General features: G+C 65.9%; 16 protein-coding genes. 5 read left to right on the forward strand and 11 right to left on the reverse strand.

All coding sequences use genetic code 11. The features are described 5' to 3' along the window. Positions 1–89 precede the first annotated feature (89 nt). From AC1RQC_RS32320 to AC1RQC_RS32345, 6 genes are all read right to left on the reverse strand, one after another. Positions 90–329 carry an acyl-CoA carboxylase biotin carboxyl carrier protein subunit gene (locus AC1RQC_RS32320; protein ID WP_492372749.1) on the reverse strand — a complete coding sequence of 80 codons (240 nt, stop codon included), beginning with the start codon at positions 327–329 and terminating at the stop codon, positions 90–92. A gap of 17 nt (positions 330–346) precedes the next feature. After that, entirely contained in the window at positions 347–1,111 is a 765-nt protein-coding gene (locus AC1RQC_RS32325) for a LamB/YcsF family protein (protein ID WP_492372748.1), read from the reverse strand. Further along, on the reverse strand, positions 1,104–2,084 hold the full coding sequence (locus AC1RQC_RS32330; RefSeq protein WP_492885685.1) for a 5-oxoprolinase subunit C family protein: 981 nt from the start codon (positions 2,082–2,084) through the stop codon (positions 1,104–1,106). The genes AC1RQC_RS32325 and AC1RQC_RS32330 overlap by 8 nt, the downstream gene beginning before the upstream one ends. Next, positions 2,081–2,842, reverse strand: coding sequence for a 5-oxoprolinase subunit PxpB (gene pxpB, locus AC1RQC_RS32335; RefSeq protein WP_492826981.1), 762 nt, complete (start codon positions 2,840–2,842; stop codon positions 2,081–2,083). The genes AC1RQC_RS32330 and pxpB overlap by 4 nt, the downstream gene beginning before the upstream one ends. Then, positions 2,839–4,251 carry an acetyl-CoA carboxylase biotin carboxylase subunit gene (locus AC1RQC_RS32340; protein WP_492826980.1) on the reverse strand — a complete coding sequence of 471 codons (1,413 nt, stop codon included), beginning with the start codon at positions 4,249–4,251 and terminating at the stop codon, positions 2,839–2,841. The genes pxpB and AC1RQC_RS32340 overlap by 4 nt, the downstream gene beginning before the upstream one ends. A gap of 148 nt (positions 4,252–4,399) precedes the next feature. Next, on the reverse strand, positions 4,400–4,834 hold the full coding sequence (locus tag AC1RQC_RS32345) for a VOC family protein (protein WP_253930999.1): 435 nt from the start codon (positions 4,832–4,834) through the stop codon (positions 4,400–4,402). A 164-nt stretch (positions 4,835–4,998) separates the two neighbouring features. Here AC1RQC_RS32345 and AC1RQC_RS32350 point away from each other — a divergent pair, with 164 nt between their 5' ends. The 3 genes from AC1RQC_RS32350 (at position 4,999) to AC1RQC_RS32360 (ending at position 7,356) form a co-directional block, all read left to right on the forward strand. Then, positions 4,999–5,877 carry a LysR family transcriptional regulator gene (locus tag AC1RQC_RS32350; protein ID WP_492372744.1) on the forward strand — a complete coding sequence of 293 codons (879 nt, stop codon included), beginning with the start codon at positions 4,999–5,001 and terminating at the stop codon, positions 5,875–5,877. A gap of 238 nt (positions 5,878–6,115) precedes the next feature. Beyond that, complete coding sequence (locus tag AC1RQC_RS32355) at positions 6,116–6,820, forward strand: methyltransferase family protein (RefSeq protein WP_492372743.1); 705 nt, start codon at positions 6,116–6,118, stop codon at positions 6,818–6,820. Positions 6,821–7,035: 215 nt separating this feature from the next. Then, entirely contained in the window at positions 7,036–7,356 is a 321-nt protein-coding gene (locus tag AC1RQC_RS32360) for a calcium-binding protein (protein ID WP_183031142.1), read from the forward strand. 476 nt (positions 7,357–7,832) lie between these two features. Here AC1RQC_RS32360 and bglX read toward each other — a convergent pair whose 3' ends face one another. Beyond that, positions 7,833–10,121 (reverse strand): beta-glucosidase BglX, encoded by a 2,289-nt coding sequence (gene bglX, locus AC1RQC_RS32365; protein WP_492885742.1) that lies wholly within the window; start codon positions 10,119–10,121, stop codon positions 7,833–7,835. A 241-nt stretch (positions 10,122–10,362) separates the two neighbouring features. On the opposite strand from bglX, the gene AC1RQC_RS32370 reads away from it, so the two are divergent. Continuing rightward, positions 10,363–11,910, forward strand: coding sequence for a glucan biosynthesis protein G (locus tag AC1RQC_RS32370; RefSeq protein WP_492885744.1), 1,548 nt, complete (start codon positions 10,363–10,365; stop codon positions 11,908–11,910). Positions 11,911–11,980: 70 nt separating this feature from the next. On the opposite strand, the gene AC1RQC_RS32375 is transcribed toward AC1RQC_RS32370, so the two are convergent. Together AC1RQC_RS32375 and AC1RQC_RS32380 are read right to left on the reverse strand one after the other, a co-directional pair. After that, positions 11,981–13,324, reverse strand: a complete 1,344-nt coding sequence (locus AC1RQC_RS32375) for an aspartate aminotransferase family protein (RefSeq protein ID WP_492885687.1) — start codon at positions 13,322–13,324, stop codon at positions 11,981–11,983. A 29-nt stretch (positions 13,325–13,353) separates the two neighbouring features. Continuing rightward, a complete protein-coding gene (locus AC1RQC_RS32380) occupies positions 13,354–14,820 on the reverse strand; it encodes an N-acyl-D-amino-acid deacylase family protein (RefSeq protein ID WP_492885689.1) in 1,467 nt (488 codons plus the stop codon). A gap of 349 nt (positions 14,821–15,169) precedes the next feature. Between AC1RQC_RS32380 and AC1RQC_RS32385 the strand changes: the two genes are divergently transcribed. After that, the gene (locus AC1RQC_RS32385; RefSeq protein ID WP_492372740.1) at positions 15,170–16,063 is read left to right on the forward strand and encodes a MurR/RpiR family transcriptional regulator; all 894 of its coding nucleotides are present in this window, start codon (positions 15,170–15,172) and stop codon (positions 16,061–16,063) included. A 15-nt stretch (positions 16,064–16,078) separates the two neighbouring features. Here the strand turns inward: AC1RQC_RS32385 and AC1RQC_RS32390 are convergent, their stop codons facing one another. Then, a complete protein-coding gene (locus AC1RQC_RS32390) occupies positions 16,079–17,461 on the reverse strand; it encodes an AtzE family amidohydrolase (protein ID WP_492885691.1) in 1,383 nt (460 codons plus the stop codon). Next, a complete protein-coding gene (locus AC1RQC_RS32395; RefSeq protein ID WP_492826973.1) occupies positions 17,451–17,654 on the reverse strand; it encodes a hypothetical protein in 204 nt (67 codons plus the stop codon). Before AC1RQC_RS32395 ends, AC1RQC_RS32390 begins: the two co-directional genes overlap by 11 nt.

Raw genomic sequence — 17,654 nt, forward strand, 5'->3', positions numbered from 1 at the left:
CATTGAGAAAACAGCCAGGCCGTGCGGCCGGGCCGACGCCACAAAATCAATGTCAGCGGCGGATTTACAGCTTTATCAATAGCGCGATTTCAAGCAGCGGGAATAAAACTGCCCAATACCTGCCCTTCTTCCACCATCTCACCCTCGGCCACGCAATACGATTCAATATAACCAGCCGATCCGGCCTCAAGCGGTATTTCCATTTTCATGGATTCGATAATCAGCAGCGTGGCATCCTTTACCTGCATCTCGCCAGGCTGCGCCACGAGTTTCCAGAGGGTGCCGGCGGTGTCTGCCACGATGGATATGGGGGATTTTGTGTGGGGCATATTCTGTTTGTCCGTTGCTATCGTGATTGCGGTGCACGCACCGTGATACCTTCCGCCTCCAGCGCGGCGCGGATGCGGCGGGCAAACCCGGCCGCACCCGGCTGGTCGCCGTGGATGCAGAGCGTGTCCGCCCGGACCGGCACGTCCACGCCACCCAGCGAGCGCACCACACCGTCGCGCACCATGCGCAATACCTGCGCGATGGACGCCTCCACGTCGGTGATCATGGCGGCGGGATGGCTGCGCGGGGTCAGCGAGCCATCGTCCTGATACGTGCGGTCGGCAAAGACTTCCTGCGCCACCGCGAGTCCGGCCTCGCGCGCGGCCGTGACCAGCGCGGAGCCGGCCAGGCCGTAGAACACCAGCGACGGATCCACATCGCGCACCGCCTCGCACAGCGCGCGCGCCATGACGCCATCGCGCGCGGCCTGGTTGTACAGCGCACCGTGCGGCTTCACATGCGCGAGCCGGCTGCCGGCCGCGGCGGCAAACGCCTGCAGGGCGCCAACCTGGTAGACCGTGATGTTGTAGACCTCCTCGCGGCCGAGCTGCATGGCGCGCCTTCCAAAACCCTGCAGATCCGGAAAGCCCGGATGCGCGCCGAGCGAGACGCCGAGCGCACTGGCGGCGCACACGGTAGCTGCCATGGTCTGCGCATCGCCTGCGTGAAAACCGCAGGCGATGTTGGCGGAGGTGACATGCGGCAGCACGGCCGCATCGTCGCCAAGGCGGTAGATGCCGAAGCTCTCGCCCATATCGCTGTTGAAATCGATCTCATCCATGCGCGTGCTCCCCTGCCGTTTGCGTATCCATGGCGTCGAATACTGCGTCTTGCAGCATGGCAAGGCGTTGGGCTTCCGGCAGATCGATCAAGGCAAAGCGCACCGTCTCGCCCGGCATCTTTTGCGCCAGGCGCGGCAGGTCCACCGCGCACACATGGGCAATCTTGGGATAGCCGCCAGTGGTCTGGCGGTCCGCCATCAGCACGATGGGCTGGCCGTCGGGCGGCACCTGGATCGTGCCGAAGGCCACGGCCTCGGACAGCATCTCGGCAGGCGCAGCCAGCGCGAGCGGCAAGCCTTCCAGGCGATAACCCATGCGGTCCGATTGCGCGCCAATGCGAAACGGCTCGCTGACAAGCGCATGCCTGGCGGCGTCGGAGAAGCGCGCCCATTCGCGCCCGGCGACGATGCGTACAGGCTGATCGGGCGCGGTGAGGACATCGGCCGGAAACGCCGGAAGCGCCGGAAACGCCGGGAAACCGGCATCGCGGACCGGTGCGGGCACGCCGCCACGCAAGGCAATGCGGTCGCCCTTGCGCAACGGCTTGCCGGCCGCGCCGCCATAGCCGCCGCGCACAAAGGTGCTGCAACTGCCCATCACCGGCGTCAGCGCAAAGCCGCCCTGCGCCGCAAGGTAAGCGCGCAGGCCGCTGCGGCGCTTGCCGAAGGCAAGCACCGCGCCTGCGGCGACGGGCACCGCACGGTTCATCGGGACGGGCGTGCCGTCGAGCATGGCATCCAGATCCGCGCCGCACACGGCAATCACGGCCGGCACATGGAACCGCAGCGTGGGGCCCATCAGCGTGATCTCCAGCGTGGCTTGCGCCGCGGCGTTGCCGGCCAGCGCGTTCGCCAGCCGGTGGGCGCGCTCGTCCATGGCGCCATTGGCCGGCACGCCGAGTTGCTGGTAGCCGTTGCGGCCGAGATCCTGGAAGGTGCTCAACGCACCGGGCTTGATGACTTCGATGCTCATGGTTGCACGCCTCCGCCCGCCAGCATGGATTCAAATACGTCGGAAGAGATCGGCACGAAGCGCACACGATCGCCGGCGGCCAGCAGGCACGGCAACGCGCGATGCGGGTCAAACAGCGCCACGGGCGTGCGCCCGATCAGGTTCCAGCCACCCGGCAAGGTCATGGGATAGATCACGGTCTGCCGATTGGCCAGGCCAATCGAGCCCGCCGCCACCGCGGTACGTGGCGTGCTGCGGCGCGGCGGCGAAAGGCGCGCGTCGAAGCGGCCCACATAGGGATGCCCCGGTGCGAAGCCCAGCATCAGCACATCGACCGGCTCGGCACTATGCAGCGCGATGACCTGCTCGGGCGACAGGCCACAGGTGGCTGCCACATCGTCCAGGTCGGGACCGTGCTCGCCCCCATAGCAGACGGGAATATCGATCACCAGCGGCGCGCCCGCGTTTGACGAAAGCCCTTCGCACAGGAGTTCGCCGATCATGGCCGAAAGCGCCTCGAACGGGGCGCTGGTACCCATCGCGCGGGCCACGGCAATCGGCTGGTAGTGCACGCCCACGGTGGTCAGGGCGGGCACGATGTCGGTCACGCCGGGCAAGGCCGCGGCGGCGATCCGCACCGCTGCCGCGCAGGCTTGGCGATTGATGGCGATTTCCGCCACCGTGCCGAACTCGACAATCAGGCAGCGATCGCCGGACGGCGCGATCCGCCAGGACGCTTGCGCGTCCGGCGCGGCGTGTTGCGTGTCCTGCGCGATCATGCCCGCACCGCCACGGCGGATGGCGCGGGCACTGCCACCGGCGCGGCCGACTCGCCCACCAGCACCGCCAGCTCGCGCTCCACAAAACCGGTATCGACGCGGCCGGCCCGGAAGTCCGCATGGTCCAGCACGCGGCCAAGGAACACGGCGTTGTGCCGGATGCCTTCGATCACGGTTGCACCGAGCGCCGCCTGCATGGTGGCGATGGCGGCTTCGCGGTCGGTGCCATAGGCAATCAGCTTGGCGATCATCGGATCGTAGAACGGCGTGATCGCATCGCCCTGGCGCACGCCGGTGTCCACGCGCAGCCCGGCCATGCCCGCCGGAAGGCAAAAGCGCGCCAGCTTGCCCGGCGATGGCATGAAATGGCGCGCCGGGTTCTCGGCATAAAGCCGGCACTCGATGGCCGCGCCTGCCCGCCGGATATCATGCTGCGCGCTGGGTGCGAGCGTGCCGGCGGCGAGCCGGATCTGCGCCTGCACCAGGTCCCAGCCGGTGATGGCCTCGGTCACGCCATGCTCCACCTGGATGCGCGTGTTCATCTCCAGGAAGAAGTACTCGCCGCTGTCCGCGTCGAGAATGAACTCGACCGTGCCCGCGCCGCTGTAGCGCTGGTGCGCGGCCAGCGCCACCGCAGCCGCGCTCATGCTGGCCAGCACGGCGGCCGGCACATTGGGCGCCGGGCTTTCTTCAATGATCTTCTGGAAGCGGCGCTGCACCGAGCATTCGCGCTCGAACAGGTGCACCGCCGTGCCGTCACCGAAGCCAAACACCTGCACCTCGATATGCCGGGCGCGCGGCACGTAGCGCTCCAGGTAGATGCTGGCGTCGCCAAAGGCCTTCAGGGCCAGCGCCTGGGTGGACGCCACCGTGGCCGCCAGCGTGTCTGGCCCGTCGACGCGTTTCATGCCGATGCCGCCACCGCCGCCGGCGGCTTTGACCAGCACGGGATAGCCAACGCGCCGGGCCTCGGCGTGCAGGCGCGACAGGTCTTCGGGCAGGAAGCGGATACTGCCGGGCAGCACCGGCACGCCGCACGCGGCGGCAATATCGCGGGCGCGGTTCTTGTCGCCCATGTTCTCGATCGACTCGACGCACGGGCCGATCCACTGCATGCCTTGCGCTTGCGCCGCACGGGCAAACGCGGTGTTCTCGGAGAGGAAGCCATAGCCTGGGTGCACGCCATCGGCGCCATGCGCCGTGCCCGCGGCGAGCACCGCCTCCACATTCAGGTAGCTCTGCGCCGCCGGCGCGGGCCCTACCGCGACGGCAATATCGGCCATCTCGCAGTGCAACGCGCCGGCATCGGCGGCGGAATGCACGGCGATGGTTTCCATGCCGAGCGCCTGCGCGGCGCGGATGATGCGGCAGGCAATCTCGCCACGGTTGGCAACCAGGATTCTTCGCATATCGACTAACTCTTGCAGCTACTGCGTGGGGGCGATGCACGCGGGGCGGGTAAGCCCTGCCCCCGCGTGCGGCGGCCGGCCTTGTGGCCGGTCTCACTCTGGTCTGACGTGGATCCGATGTGGATCCGATGTGGATCCGACGTTCGTGTTACTTGGCGAACAGCGAAGCGATATTGGCAAAGGCCTTGAGCTCCAGCGCATTGCCCGACGGATCGAGGAAGAACATCGTGGCCTGCTCGCCTACCTCGCCCTTGAAGCGGATATGCGGCTCGATGATGAACGACAGGTTGGCGGCCTTGAGCTTGTCGGCAGCGACATGCCACTGATCCATCGGCAGCACCACGCCAAAGTGGCGCACCGGCACGGCATCGCCATCCACGGCGCTGGTGTGGCGGTGGCCTGCTTCTTCCGGCGCCAGGTGGGCCACGATCTGGTGGCCGTAGAAGTTGAAATCCACCCAGTCCGGCGCGCTGCGCCCTTCGGGGCAGCCCAGCAGGTCGCCGTAGAATTCGCGCGCGGCGGCGATGCTGTGGACGGGGAAGGCAAGGTGGAACGGGGCGAGGACGGGAGTGATTTCGCTCATGGTGCTTGGGGATCGAAGTGTTCGAAGTGTTGTGTGGGTCGGGTCTTGGCCCGCCGCCGGCAACGCCGGCCGGTGAACCAATGAGGGAAAGTCTAGGCATGGCAACCAATTAAAAAAAGCGATATATTTTTGACCTTAGCTACACGAAAATTGATGAAACGATCATGCTGCGCGAATTCAAGACCTTTATCGCCGTAGCCCGGCACGGCACCTTTGCCAGCGCGGGCGCGCGCATCGGGCTGACCCAGTCGGCTGTCAGCGCGCAGATCCACCGCCTCGAGCAAGAGCTTGGCTTCTCCCTGTTCGACCGCACGGGCCGCTCGGCGCGGCTGAACGCCGCCGGCCGGGAAACCCTGGCGCTGGCGGAGGAACTGATGGCGCTCTACGCGCGCATCGGCGAGCACGGCGGCGCCACGGAGCGCAGCGGCATGGTGCGGGTGGGCTCGATCGCCTCGGCCCAGGTGTCGTTCCTGATCGACGCGATGGCCGCCTTCCGCGCCGAGCTGCCCGGCTGCAGGATCCGCGTTGTGCCGGGCGTGTCCCTGAACCTGCTTGGCCAGGTGGATGCGGGCGAGATCGATATCGCGGTGATGATCCGGCCTCCCTTTGCGCTGCCGTCGGAGCTGGAGTGGCGCACGCTGGTGATGGAGCCGTTCGTGCTGCTGGCGCCGGCCGCCATGGCAGGCCAGGCCTGGAGCGACGCGCTGGAATCCGCGCCCTTTATCCGCTATGACCGCAGCTCGTTCGGTGGCCGGCTGGTCGACCAGTTCTTGCGACAGTCACGGCTGGCGGTACAGGACGCCATCGAGCTGGACGAGCTGCAGGGCATCGTGCAACTGGTGGCGCGCGGCCTTGGCGTGGCGCTGATTCCGCAAACGGCGGCGCAAGGCCCTTGGCCCCACGGCGTGACTGCCCTGCCGCTTGGCGACGATACCTTTCACCGCGAGATCGGCCTGGTGGAGCGGCCACGCCATAGCCGTCAGCCGGTGGCAAGCCGGCTCGCCGAGTACATCAGCGAGGCGGCGTCGGGCAGCAAGGTGTAGGCAGGCGCACATCCCGGCCGCCACCGGCTTGCACGATGTCGCCCCCCTCCCGCGCGCCCCGCGGCTGCCTGACACGCGAGGCGCAAGGTTGTCCCCTCGTTAGGGGGATATGGGTTGCACCCGCATCCCGGCGTAATCTCTGCTCATGATTGGCACGCTGAATCCATCCGACGCGGCATGACGATGTCCCGCGCGGGTCATGCAGGCTTGCCTTATAAAAACAGAGAGGTCTCAGGGAATGCATAACGATAGCGACGCAAAGTCGCGTAGCGCCAATCGGGTCAATGCGCGCAACGGCGGTGGATTCTCTATCAGATTCATCCGGCCACAAGTGCGTGAGATGGTGATGGAGGTGTCCGCGCGCCTGGGCGTCGTCCTGTTGCTGAGCCTGTTCGCCTATAGCGCTTACGCGCAGTGGCGCCTGGCGCCCGAGCGCATCACCTTGCTGCTGCTCGTGGTTGCCACGGTGCTGACCGTAGGTTTGTCGCTGTTCTCGCGGATCCCCGAAAGGCGCGACATGCGCCCCTTGAGCTTTGTGATGTCGATTGGCGGCAGCTTCTACTATCTCGGGATCGAACTCGACCCCGGCGTTCGCCTTGTCCCCGAGACAGTCGGCGCAACGCTGGAAATCACCGGCATCCTGTTCCAGCTATTCGCCAAGCTATCGCTGCGCGGCTCCTTCGGCATCCTGCCCGCCAATCGCGGCGTGGTGTCGCGCGGCGCGTACCGGCTCGTGCGCCACCCCATTTATCTCAGCTATCTGGTGACGGACCTTGGCTTCCTGCTGGCCAACTTTGGCTGGCGCAATGCACTGCTCTACGGCGGCCTTTATGCCTTGCAAACGGGCCGGATGTTCAGGGAAGAACAACTCCTGGGCCAGGATCCCGCCTATCGCGCGTATCAGGCCAATGTGCGATATCGCGTCATTCCCGGCGTGTTTTAAGTGGTGCTAGGGATTACCCGGCTCGCCCCCTGGATTGGGAAAATTCTAATATCAGATCCGGAAATATCTAAATACCCGAACACCGGAAAGCCAACGATGATCATAGCCAAGGATCTGGGGGAATCGATTGCTCCCCGATTCCTGCAAAAGCCCGCCGATCGCGGACATCCGCCAGACCGGCAGGCCCCACCATCGAAGTGTTCAAGGAGACGCTAATGATTCCACGGCTAGTATCAACAGCCAGCCTGGCGCTGCTCGCCTTTTTCGCCGCCGGCAGCGTCGGCGCGCAACAGCAGCCGATGAATGCAAAGGAAGCCAAGGCAAAATTCGCGGAAAAGTTCGCTGCTGCCGACACTAATCACGACGGCAAGCTGACGAAAGAGGAAGCGGAGGCGGGCATGCCCGAGGTCTACAAGAATTTCGACGCGATCGACGCCAAGAAGAAGGGCGAGATCACGCAGAAGCAGATTGGCGCGTACTGGGCGGCCAAGTCCAAACAGCGCGCTGCGGCACAAAATCCGGGAAGCCTGAACTGAGCTGACGGCGCTGGCCCTCAAGGTAGGGTCAAGGCGAGTTCCCCGGCGTGCTGGCCAGAACCAGGCCAGTGCCGGGGAGCTTTAGTGCTTATTTAGTGCTTATTTAGTGCTTATTTAATGCTTATTTAATGATGGACGGTCCCTGGCGATATTCCAGTCAGGTCAGGAGGTTGAAGGCGAACCCTAGCGCAATCGCGCCGCCTAGCGCTTCCACTGCCGCCAGCGCGAGAAGGTTTTTCAAAACGAATGCATCGTCCTGCTTGGTCACCATGGTGTTGTCTCCTGAAGTAGGAATCCACGGCTGATCATTTGTGGAAAGCACGGCAGTATCTGTTCCACACGCCAGCCACGTCTCAACTCGCTTTCAGTAGACCGCAACGCGGCGCCGGCGAAAAGCTGGCATAAACCCCTATTCAGGCCAGCGGGCTGAGACCGCGCGCGCAATCAACGCACTTTCCCAAGCCCTCACCTCTCCCCTACTGCAGCACAAAGCCCTGCTCACGCACAGCTTGCGAATCCAACCCGATCTGGACCTTGAACTCCCCCGGCTCGGCGACATAGTCAAGTTTGGCATTGAAGAACTTCAGCTTGTCCTCATCGAGGGCAAAACGCACCACGCGCTCCTCGCCTGCCTTGAGCATGAGCTTGTGGAAGTCCTTCAGTTCCTTCACCGGCCGCACCACGGAAGCGGCAACGTCCTGGATATAGAGCTGGACCACGGTTTCGCCATCGCGCTGCCCGGTGTTCTTCACCGTCACGCTCGCCTCGATGCGGCCACCGCGCGGCATGGTGGGGCTCGACAGCGTGATGCCGGATACGCTGAAGTCCGTATAGCTCAGTCCGTAGCCGAACGGGTACAGCGGACCGGACGTTTCCTCGAAGTATTGCGAGGTGTAGTTTGGCGGCTGGCCCGGCACGAACGGGCGCCCGATACGCAGCTGGTTGTAGTAGGTGGGGATCTGCCCGAGCGAGCGCGGGAAGGAAACGGGCAGCTTGCCCGAAGGGTTGTAGTCCCCGAACAGCACGTCGGCAATGGCATGGCCGCCTTCGGTGCCGGCGTACCAGGTCTCGAGCACGGCGTCGGCGTTGTCCTTCACCCAGTTGATGGTGAGCGGGCGGCCGTTCATCAACACCACCACCATCGGCTTGCCGGTGGTCTTGAGCGCCTTGAGCAGCGTCTCCTGGCTGCCCGGCAGCGACAAGGTGGTACGACTCGAGGCTTCATGCGACATGCCGCGCGACTCGCCCACGGCCACCACGATCACGTCGGCGCCGCGCGCTGCCGCCACGGCTTCGGCAATCATGTCCCCCGGGGCACGCTTATCCTGGACAATCTCGGGTTTGTCCCAGTTCATGAAGTTCAGGTACCCGACCACGCCAGCGTCGTCGGTCACGTTCGCGCCGCGGGCATAGACCACGCGGCCATTGCCGCCGAGCGCGTCGCGCACGCCTTGGAGCAGCGTCACCGTCTGCGCGGATTTGCCGGCAGCCGACCAGCTCCCCATGGTGTCGATGGGCGCATCGGCCAGCGGCCCGACGAGCGCGACCGTGCCGGCCTTCTTCAGCGGCAGCGTGCGCTCGCGGTTCTCGAGCAGCACCAGCGACTTGCGCGCGGCGGCGCGTGCGGCCTCCCGATGCAGGCGGCTCGGCGCGTCGACGTCGGCCGGGTCCTGCTCCGCGGCGCCGATGCGCTTGAAGGGTTCCTGGAACAGTCCCAGGTCGTACTTGGCGCCCAGTATCTCGCGCACCGCGTCGTCAATGACGCGCATGGGCACTTCGCCGGATTTCACCAGTTCGGGCAGGTGGTCCCGGTAGGCGGAGTCGTGCATGCTCATGTCGACGCCGGCCAGGATGGCGAGCTTGGCGGACTCGCGCGCATCCTTGGCCACGCCATGCTTGGTCAGCTCGTCGATGGCCCCGTGGTCGCTCACCGTGATGCCCTTGAAGCCCCAGCTCTTGCGCAGCAGGTCCCGCAACAGCCATGTGTTGGATGTGGCCGGCACGCCGTTGATCGAGTTCAGCGCAATCATGACGCCGCCGGCGCCGGCATCGATGCCGGCGCGGTACGGCGGCAGGTAGTCCTGGTACATGCGCAGCGGGCTCATGTCGACCGTGTTGTAGTCGCGCCCGCCTTCCACCGCGCCGTACAGCGCGAAGTGCTTGACCACCGCCATCACGCTATCTGCGTTGGCCAGGGAGGTTCCCTGAAAGCCCCTGACGCTGGCCTGCGCGCACAGCGAGACCAGGTACGGATCCTCGCCAAACCCTTCCGACGTGCGCCCCCAGCGCGGATCGCGCGAGATGTCGACCATCGGCGCGAAGGTCATGTCGAGGCCATCCGCGCTGGCTTCGATGGCCGAGACGCGCGCGCTCTGCGCCACGGTTTCCATGTCCCAGCTCGATGCCAGGCCCAGGCTGATCGGGAAGATGGTGCGTTGCCCGTGCACCACGTCGTAGGCGAAGAAGATGGGGATCTTCAGGCGGCTGCGCTCCACCGCCGCCTGCTGCATCGGCCGGTTGTCCTTGCGCGTCACCGAGTTGAACGTGCCGCCTACCCGGCCCGCCGCGATCTCCTTGAGCAATTGGGGCTGGGGCATGTCCTCGCCGATGCTGATCAGGCGCAATTGCCCGATCTTCTCCTCCAGCGTCATCCGTCCTATGAGATCGGCGACGAAGGCATTCTTGTCGCCGGCGGCAGCCGGCGCGGTACCGGCAAGAACCGGGGAACAAACCAGGCTGGCCGACAGGGCCAGCAAAGAGAGCATTCTCATCTGAGTGTTATCCAGGTGGCGCGACAAGGTAGCTGCCCCGCAGGTGGTGCGCGTTTCCTGCCTGACAGGCACGCGAAGCGAAATACGCTATCGTTTATCTTTCTGCACTGCGAGCGCAGTTTACCGCCACTACACTATCTGCTGCCGCCGCATGTGACGCGGCAGCCTTGCTTAACCTGTTTTTCTGGAGAGATTCGTGGTTCTTGCCGTCATCGCCGCGTCGTTTCGTAACAAGATGCAAATCGCCTTGCCAACGCTGCTGGCCGCCGGGGCGTTGCTGGCGGGCAGCCAGGCCAGCGCGTTCTCCCTGGACGACGTGGTGCCCCGCGCCAAGACCCTGGCCGACAAGCCCTATGCCGCACCGGTCAGCAACCTGCCCCCGGTGTTCAGCCAAATGCAGTTTGCCGACTACATCAAGATCCAGCCCCGGCGCGACAACCTGGAGTGGAAGGACCAAGGCACGCCGTTCCGCCTGGGCTTCTACCACCAGGGCATGCAGTTCGGCAGCCCGGTACGCATCAACGAGATCGTGGGCGGCGCGGTCCATGAGATCAGGTACGATCCCGCGCGCTTCGACTTCGGCGACCTGAAGCTGGACAAGTCCGCGACCGGCAAGCTCGGCTATGCCGGCTTCCGGGTGCTCTACCCGATCAACCGGGCCGACAAGCTCGACGAGATCATGAGCGTGCTGGGCGCCAGCTACTTCAGGGTCATCGGCAAGAACCAGGTCTATGGCCTGTCCAGCCGCGGCCTGGCCATCGATACCGGGCTGCCCGTCGCAGAGGAGTTTCCGGCCTTCCGCGAGTTCTGGATCGAGCGGCCGGATCCACAGGACAAGCACCTGGTGTTCTATGCGCTGCTTGATTCCCAGCGTGCCACCGGCGCCTACCGCTTCGATCTCTATCCCGGCGAGGACGCGGTCCTCAAGGTGCAGGCGCGCATTTTCCTGCGCGGCCCCGTCGCCAAGCTCGGCGTGGCGCCACTGACCAGCATGTTCCTGTTCGGGCCGAACCAGCAGCGCGACCAGTACAACTTCCGCCCGGCCCTGCACGACTCCAACGGCCTTGCCATCCATACCGGCAGCGGCGAATGGCTGTGGCGCCCGCTGAACAATCCGCGCAACCTCGCCATCAGCACCTTCCAGGTCACCAACCCCAGGGGCTTCGGCCTGCTCCAGCGGGGCCGCGAGTTTTCCTCGTATGAAGACCTGAAGGACCGTTATGACCTGCGGCCAAGCGCCTGGATCGAGCCCCAGGGCGACTGGGGCAAGGGCAAGGTCGAGCTGGTGGAAATCCCCACGCCTGACGAGACCAACGACAACATCGTCGCCTTCTGGACGCCGGACCAGTTGCCGCCCAAGGGCCAGCCCCTGAAGGCGGACTACACGATGCACTGGACCCTTGACGAGCGCGCCCTGATGGACAAGAACCTGGCCTCGGTCAGGCAGACGCTGCGCTCCGCAGGAGAAATCACGCAGGCCAACCTGATCCGCCACCTGGATGGCAGCACAGGCATCGTGGTTGACTTCGAAGGCCCCGTGCTGGCGAGCCTTCCCCCGGGCACGCAGGTGGGCGCGCAGGTCAGCGTGAGCAGCAACGCCGAGATCATCGACAGGGTGGTGGAACCCAATCCCGTCATCAAGGGCTGGCGGCTGAACCTGCGGATCAAGGTCAAGGATCCGAAGCACGTGGTGGAAATGCGCGCGGCGCTGGTGTCCGGCGACAAGACGCTGAGCGAAACGTGGAGCTACCAGATGCCGCCGTATTCGGTCGGCGGCAAATAATACGGGCAATACGAAATACGACCGCCTGTTGCGCCGTGCCGCCCCCCCGTCCTGCGCCTGGCGTCCCGGCTCAGGCGAGCGCGCCGCGGGTCGCCGGCATCACGGTCTGCACCGACGCGGCAAAGCGCTCGACGATGCGGTCGATATCCTGCGCCGTGCAGATGAACGGCGGCGCAAAGAGCACGTGGTCGCCCCGCACGCCATCCACGGTGCCGCCCATCGGATAGATCAGCAGCCCGTTGTGCATGGCGGTGGACTTGAGCCGGGCATGCATCTTCAGGGCGGGGTCCAGCGTCGCCTTGGTCTCGCGGTCGGCCACGAACTCCACGCCGACAAAGAGGCCGCGGCCGCGGATGTCGCCAACGTTGGGGTGGTCGCCCAGCGTTTCGCGCAGCCGCGCGCGGAGCTGCTCGCCGCGCGCCAGCACGTTCTCCAGCAGATGGTCCCCGGAGATGGTGCGCTGCACGGCCAGTGCCGCCGCGCAAGCCGTGGCATGGCCGATATACGTGTGCCCATGCTGGAAGAAGCCGCTGCCGCCCACCACCGCGTCATAGATGCAGCTGCTCGATATCATTGCGCCGATCGGTTGATAGCCCGCGGCCAGGCCCTTGGCGATGGTCACGATATCGGGCACCACGCCATCCTCCTCGCACGCGAACAGGTAGCCGGTGCGGCCCATGCCGGACATGATTTCGTCGAGGATCAGCAGCACGCCGTACTTGTCGCAGACAGCGCGAATACGCCTGAGATAGTCCGCCACCGGCGGCACCGCGCCGGCGGTCGCGCCCACCACCGTCTCCGCCACGAACGCGGCGACGCTCTGCGGGCCAAGTTCGAGGATCTTGGCTTCGAGCTCGTCGGCCAGGCGCTGCGCGTACTGCTGGTCGGTCTCGCCCGCTTCCTGGTCGCGGTAGGCGTAGCACGGCGCCACATGGTGCGCCGGCACCAGCAGGGGCAGGAACGGCTCGCGACGCCATGCATTGCCGCCGATGGCCAGCGCCCCCAGCGTGTTGCCATGGTAGCTCTGGCGGCGCGCGATGAAGTGGCGGCGCTGCGTTTGCCCGATCTCCACGAAATACTGCCGCGCCAGCTTCAACGCGGCCTCGACCGCCTCCGAGCCGCCCGAGACAAAGTAGACGTGGTTCAGATCGCCGGGCGCCGCTTGCGCCAAGGTGCGGGCCAGTTCTTCCGACACTTCGGTGGTGAAGAACGACGTATGCGCGTAGGCGAGCGAGTCGACCTGCTGCTTGATCGCCTCGATCACCCTGGGATGCCCGTGGCCCAGGCAGGACACCGCGGCCCCGCCCGAAGCGTCGATATAGTGCTTGCCATTGCTGTCGATGAGCTCGATGCCCTTGCCGGAAACTGCCACGGCAAGCGTCTGGCGGGGATTGCGGTGGAATACGTGGGTCATGGTGTCTGGTGTGGAAACGAAATGTCGAATTAGGGACGCGGGCGGTGCGTCAGAACCTGGCCGGAAAATGCCGGGATAACGTGTGTGTTCTCCCACACGCGCTGGCCATTGACCCAGACGCCGTGGATGCCTTCGCTGAGGCGGATCGGATCCTCGAAGGTGGCGCGGTCCTGCACGCGTTGCGCGTCGAACAGGACCAGGTCGGCGAACTGGCCGGCCCGGACTAGCCCGCGGTCCGTGAGTCCGTATTGCTCGGCGGCAAGCCCGGACATCTTGTGAACGGCTTGCTCAAGCGTCATCAGCCCGGACTCACGCACCATCCGCGCGAGGATGCGCGGGAACGTACCCCACTGGCGCGGGTGGGGCCGTGGGTCGAACGGGAGCCCGTCCGAGCCAAAGATGGTCAGGGGAAAGCTGGCGATGCGCTCGACGTCCGCCTCATCCATGATGAAGTAGATGGCGGCGGCGGGCTTCAGCCGTTCCAGCAGGCCATGTTCGTCCAGCCCCAGTGTCTGCATGAGTTCCTGGAAATCCCGGCCACCCGCTTCCGGGTAGCCTTTGGACCAGGTGATCATGGTGCGTGTGGATTGCCGTACGCGGTCCAGCCGGAGCATGGTCGAGGTTGCGGGATAGGGATGGCAGTCCAGGCATAGCGGCTGCAGCCTGGAGGCTTTCTCCAGGATGGCCAGGGTCTCCACGGAGCGGCCATGATTGCGTTTGCCCGCTACTTTGTGATGCGAGAAGACGATGCGGCAATCCAGCGCCCCACCGATCCTGAGCGCCTCTTCGATCGAGGGCACGATATCGTCGGTCTCGTCACGCAGGTGGGTGGAGTAGATGCCCCCGAATGCCCGCAGCGGCTCGCAGACCTGGATGATCTCCTGCTCCGTGGCGGCAGCGGCCGGCGGATAGAAGGTGCCAGTGGATACGCCGAAGGCGCCTGCCTGCATGGCTTTTTCCACCTCCACGCGCATGGCGGCCACTTCCTGCGCATTGGCCTCGCGGCTCACGTCCGGCATGGCCTTGACGCGCAGCGTCGAGTGGCCGAGCAACGGCACCACGTTCACGTTGGCCGGCTTGGCGCGCATGGCATTCAGCCAGTCGGCGAACTCGGCGAACCGGAACAGTTCCGCCGGCCCCAACAGGTCCAGTGGCTGTGGCGGATCGCCGATGACCAGCGGCGCCACGCTGATGCCGCAGTTGCCTGTCACCACCGTGGTGATGCCCTGCGAAACCTTGGGTTCCATCTCCGGATGCACCAGCAGGTACCCGTCGTCGTGCGTGTGGGAATCGATGAAGCCCGGCGCCAGCACGCGGCCCGCCGCGTCGATCACTGCCCTGGCCTGCATGCCGGCCAGGTCGCCGACGGCAACGACCCGGCCGCCGGCGACGGCGACATCCGCGATCCGCCGCGGCGCGCCCGTGCCATCGACCAGCGTCGCGCGCCGAAACAGCAAATCTGCAATGCTGGCGGCCTCCATGGGTAATGCCGACATGACTTCTCTCCCCTGCTTACCGTGGTTCGATTCCCGCTTGCTTGACAACCTCCGCCCACCTCACGCCCTCCAGGGCCGCAAAGCTGGTCCGCGCCTGTGCGCCTGTGCGCCTGTGCGCCTGTGCGCATTGGGGCCGCGAACTTCGCCTTCAAGGCGGGACCGGCCAAAGAAGCGCTGCCGGCGTCGGTGAAGTATAAGAAAGCGCGCCCGCTTATGCAACATATGTTTCTTTACAAACCAATGAGATTCACTCGATTCATTCCGCACCAAGCCACGCCGGAGGCACGCCCCGTGCGTCGGGTGACTAGTTGTGCAACAATCGTTACATCCGTCAATCAGGACACCACCCATGCCTACCGAAGTCTCCATGCCGCCGCAGAGCCTGGATGAACTACTTGTTCATCTCCGGGAGAACTTCGCTACGCTTAGTACGCAGTTCCAGGGCGGGGCGCGCTACCTGCTCGATCATCCGCAGGAGATTCCCATCCTGTCCATGCGCAAGATTGCCGCGAATGCAGGTGTCCAGCCGGCCACCCTGGTGCGCCTGGCGCAGTTCCTTGGCTTCGAGGGCTGGCAGGGCCTGCGCGAGCTCTTTGTCGAGTCGATCCGCGGCGGCCCGCAGCCCTACGCCAAGCGTGCCAAGAAGCTGGTACGCGAGAGCGGGTCAAGCCGGATGCTCACGGAAATGCTCGACGCCCAGCACCGCAACCTGGACCTGACCGGGGCCAACAATGCCGAGTCGATGCCGCAGGCTGCTGACCTGCTCAGCGCCGCGCCCAATGTGTATGTAGCGGGCTTTCGCTCGTGCTACCCCATCGCGTTCACCCTGCACTACGTGTATCGGCTGTTTCGCCCAACGGTGCACCTGATCCGTGGCGATGCGGGCACGCTCGAGATGGAGCTGCGCGCCCTGACGGCCAAGGATGCCGTGGTGGTCGTGAGCTTTGCGCCCTACTCGCAGGAGAGCATCCGCGTGGCCGATGCCGCGCGCGAGGCCGGCTGCCGCGTGGTGGCCCTGACCGACAGCACCGTGGCGCCGATTGCCTTGCATGCCGATTGCACCCTGCTGTTCTCCATCGACAGCCCGTCGTTCTTTCCCTCCATCACGGCCGGCGTGGCGGTGGCGGAAGCCCTGGTCGAGCAGTTGCTGGCCAAGAAGGGCAAGGGCGCGATCAAGGCGCTCGAACTCGCCGAAGGCCAGTTGCACCAGACCGGCGCCTATGTCCCGGCCAGGCGGGGCTAGCTGGCCGGACATGCGCTAGGCGAGCTGGCTGCAGCCGGCCCGCGCATTGCGGCAAAGCCCTTGCGCTTCCAGGAACAACGCCACGTCCAGGCACCTAGTTTCCTGCCACGGCGGCGCGATTAGCTGTACGCCGAGGGGCAGGCCGGCCACGGCGCAAGGCGCGGCGACCACGGGCAGCCCCGCCAGCGAGACAGGGCGAGTCAGGTGGCCGGCATCTGCGCGCGGCACGTAGCCCCGCTTGCTACCAACGATCTGCTCCGCCCCGATCAGGGGTGCGGCGTACGGCGTGGTGCACGCCAGCAGCAGGTCAACCTCGTCGAACAGTGCTTCCAGCTTTTGGCGCCACACGGCCTGGTAGGCCATGGCCAACTGGTACCAGCCCTCGGGGATGGACAGGCCGGCCAGCATGCGCCGGCGCACAAAGGCGCTATAGCCAGGATGGCGCTCGGCGAATCCGCGCTGAACATGGTTGCGCCCGACTTCAAACGCGGAAATGATCGACGCGGCGTCGCGTGCAAGATCGGCTTCGGGTAAATCGATCTTCCGTACAGCATCAAACGCCGAGGCAACGCGCAGCACGGCATCCTGGGCCTCGTCCTGCGCGAAATCGCCAAAGCCGGCTTGCAAAATCCCCACGCGCAGGCCAGCCATCGACACGCCGGCAGGCCGCATCGGCTCGCCGGGTCCGGGTCCGGCTCCGGACCCCAGCATCGCGCGGTACGCCATTGCCAGCCCGGTTGCATCCGAGGCCATCGGACCCACCGCGTCCAGGCTCTCGGCATACGGAAAGCACCCTTGCGCCGAAATGCGGCCCGTGGTCGGCCGCAGGCCCCAGATGCCGCAGAACGACGCCGGCGCGCGAATGGATCCGTTGGTATCGGACCCGATGCCAATCGGTGCGATCCCGGCTGCAATCGCCGCGGCGGTGCCCGCCGACGATCCGCCGGCGATCCTGGACGGATCCAGCGGATTGCGCACCGGTCCGCCGATCACGTTCTCGCCAGTAGCGCCGCAGGCATACTCGTCCATCTGAGTCAGCGCCACCGGGATCGCGCCGGCCGCCATCAACGCCTGCACCACGGCGGCGCTGCGGGTGGCGGGCGGCTCGTTCGCCCGCGCATGGGCGCCGGCAAGCGTCGCGTGGCCTGCCACGTCCAGCAGGTTCTTGACGACAAAAGGCACGCCAGCCAGGGGAAGCGGGGCCTCGCCGGCGAGGCGGGCCGTGTCACAGGCGCCTGCGCCGACAATGGCCTCCCGCGCCAGCAGCCGGGAGACACAGTTCAGCGACGCCACCTGCGCCGCCCTGGCAAGGCTGGCCCGAACCACGTCTTGCGCGGTATGACTCCCGCCGCGGAGCTGCGCCGCGATGCCAGTGACGGACTGCAAATCAAGCGCCATCGCCGCCCCCCACCCTGCTCCGCGCCTGCCCGCTTGCCAAGGCATTGGCAAGCCCCTGCGCCATGCCCTCCATGCCCTGTACCAGCGCCACGACAGCCTCGATATCCTCCGCCGAAACCGGCGGCCGGACTTTGCCGATGGCCGTATCGACGGCAGCCAGCAGTTCCGCCTGCGTCATGCGTTGCGTCGCCAT

This window comes from Cupriavidus sp. GW822-FHT03E04 (assembly GCF_058801495.1).

What these genes read in the sequence shown, in the direction of transcription:
- AC1RQC_RS32375 (WP_492885687.1), bottom strand. Translation starts at nt 13,324, where the DNA reads ATGACCCACGTATTCCACCGCAATCCCCGCCAGACGCTTGCCGTGGCA.
- AC1RQC_RS32330 (WP_492885685.1), bottom strand. Translation starts at nt 2,084, where the DNA reads ATGAGCATCGAAGTCATCAAGCCCGGTGCGTTGAGCACCTTCCAGGAT.
- AC1RQC_RS32385 (WP_492372740.1), top strand. Translation starts at nt 15,170, where the DNA reads ATGCCTACCGAAGTCTCCATGCCGCCGCAGAGCCTGGATGAACTACTT.
- AC1RQC_RS32380 (WP_492885689.1), bottom strand. Translation starts at nt 14,820, where the DNA reads ATGTCGGCATTACCCATGGAGGCCGCCAGCATTGCAGATTTGCTGTTT.
- AC1RQC_RS32350 (WP_492372744.1), top strand. Translation starts at nt 4,999, where the DNA reads ATGCTGCGCGAATTCAAGACCTTTATCGCCGTAGCCCGGCACGGCACC.
- AC1RQC_RS32320 (WP_492372749.1), bottom strand. Translation starts at nt 329, where the DNA reads ATGCCCCACACAAAATCCCCCATATCCATCGTGGCAGACACCGCCGGC.
- AC1RQC_RS32395 (WP_492826973.1), bottom strand. Translation starts at nt 17,654, where the DNA reads ATGGCGACGCAACGCATGACGCAGGCGGAACTGCTGGCTGCCGTCGAT.
- AC1RQC_RS32355 (WP_492372743.1), top strand. Translation starts at nt 6,116, where the DNA reads ATGCATAACGATAGCGACGCAAAGTCGCGTAGCGCCAATCGGGTCAAT.
- AC1RQC_RS32340 (WP_492826980.1), bottom strand. Translation starts at nt 4,251, where the DNA reads ATGCGAAGAATCCTGGTTGCCAACCGTGGCGAGATTGCCTGCCGCATC.
- AC1RQC_RS32390 (WP_492885691.1), bottom strand. Translation starts at nt 17,461, where the DNA reads ATGGCGCTTGATTTGCAGTCCGTCACTGGCATCGCGGCGCAGCTCCGC.
- bglX (WP_492885742.1), bottom strand. Translation starts at nt 10,121, where the DNA reads ATGCTCTCTTTGCTGGCCCTGTCGGCCAGCCTGGTTTGTTCCCCGGTT.
- pxpB (WP_492826981.1), bottom strand. Translation starts at nt 2,842, where the DNA reads ATGATCGCGCAGGACACGCAACACGCCGCGCCGGACGCGCAAGCGTCC.
- AC1RQC_RS32370 (WP_492885744.1), top strand. Translation starts at nt 10,363, where the DNA reads ATGCAAATCGCCTTGCCAACGCTGCTGGCCGCCGGGGCGTTGCTGGCG.
- AC1RQC_RS32325 (WP_492372748.1), bottom strand. Translation starts at nt 1,111, where the DNA reads ATGGATGAGATCGATTTCAACAGCGATATGGGCGAGAGCTTCGGCATC.
- AC1RQC_RS32345 (WP_253930999.1), bottom strand. Translation starts at nt 4,834, where the DNA reads ATGAGCGAAATCACTCCCGTCCTCGCCCCGTTCCACCTTGCCTTCCCC.
- AC1RQC_RS32360 (WP_183031142.1), top strand. Translation starts at nt 7,036, where the DNA reads ATGATTCCACGGCTAGTATCAACAGCCAGCCTGGCGCTGCTCGCCTTT.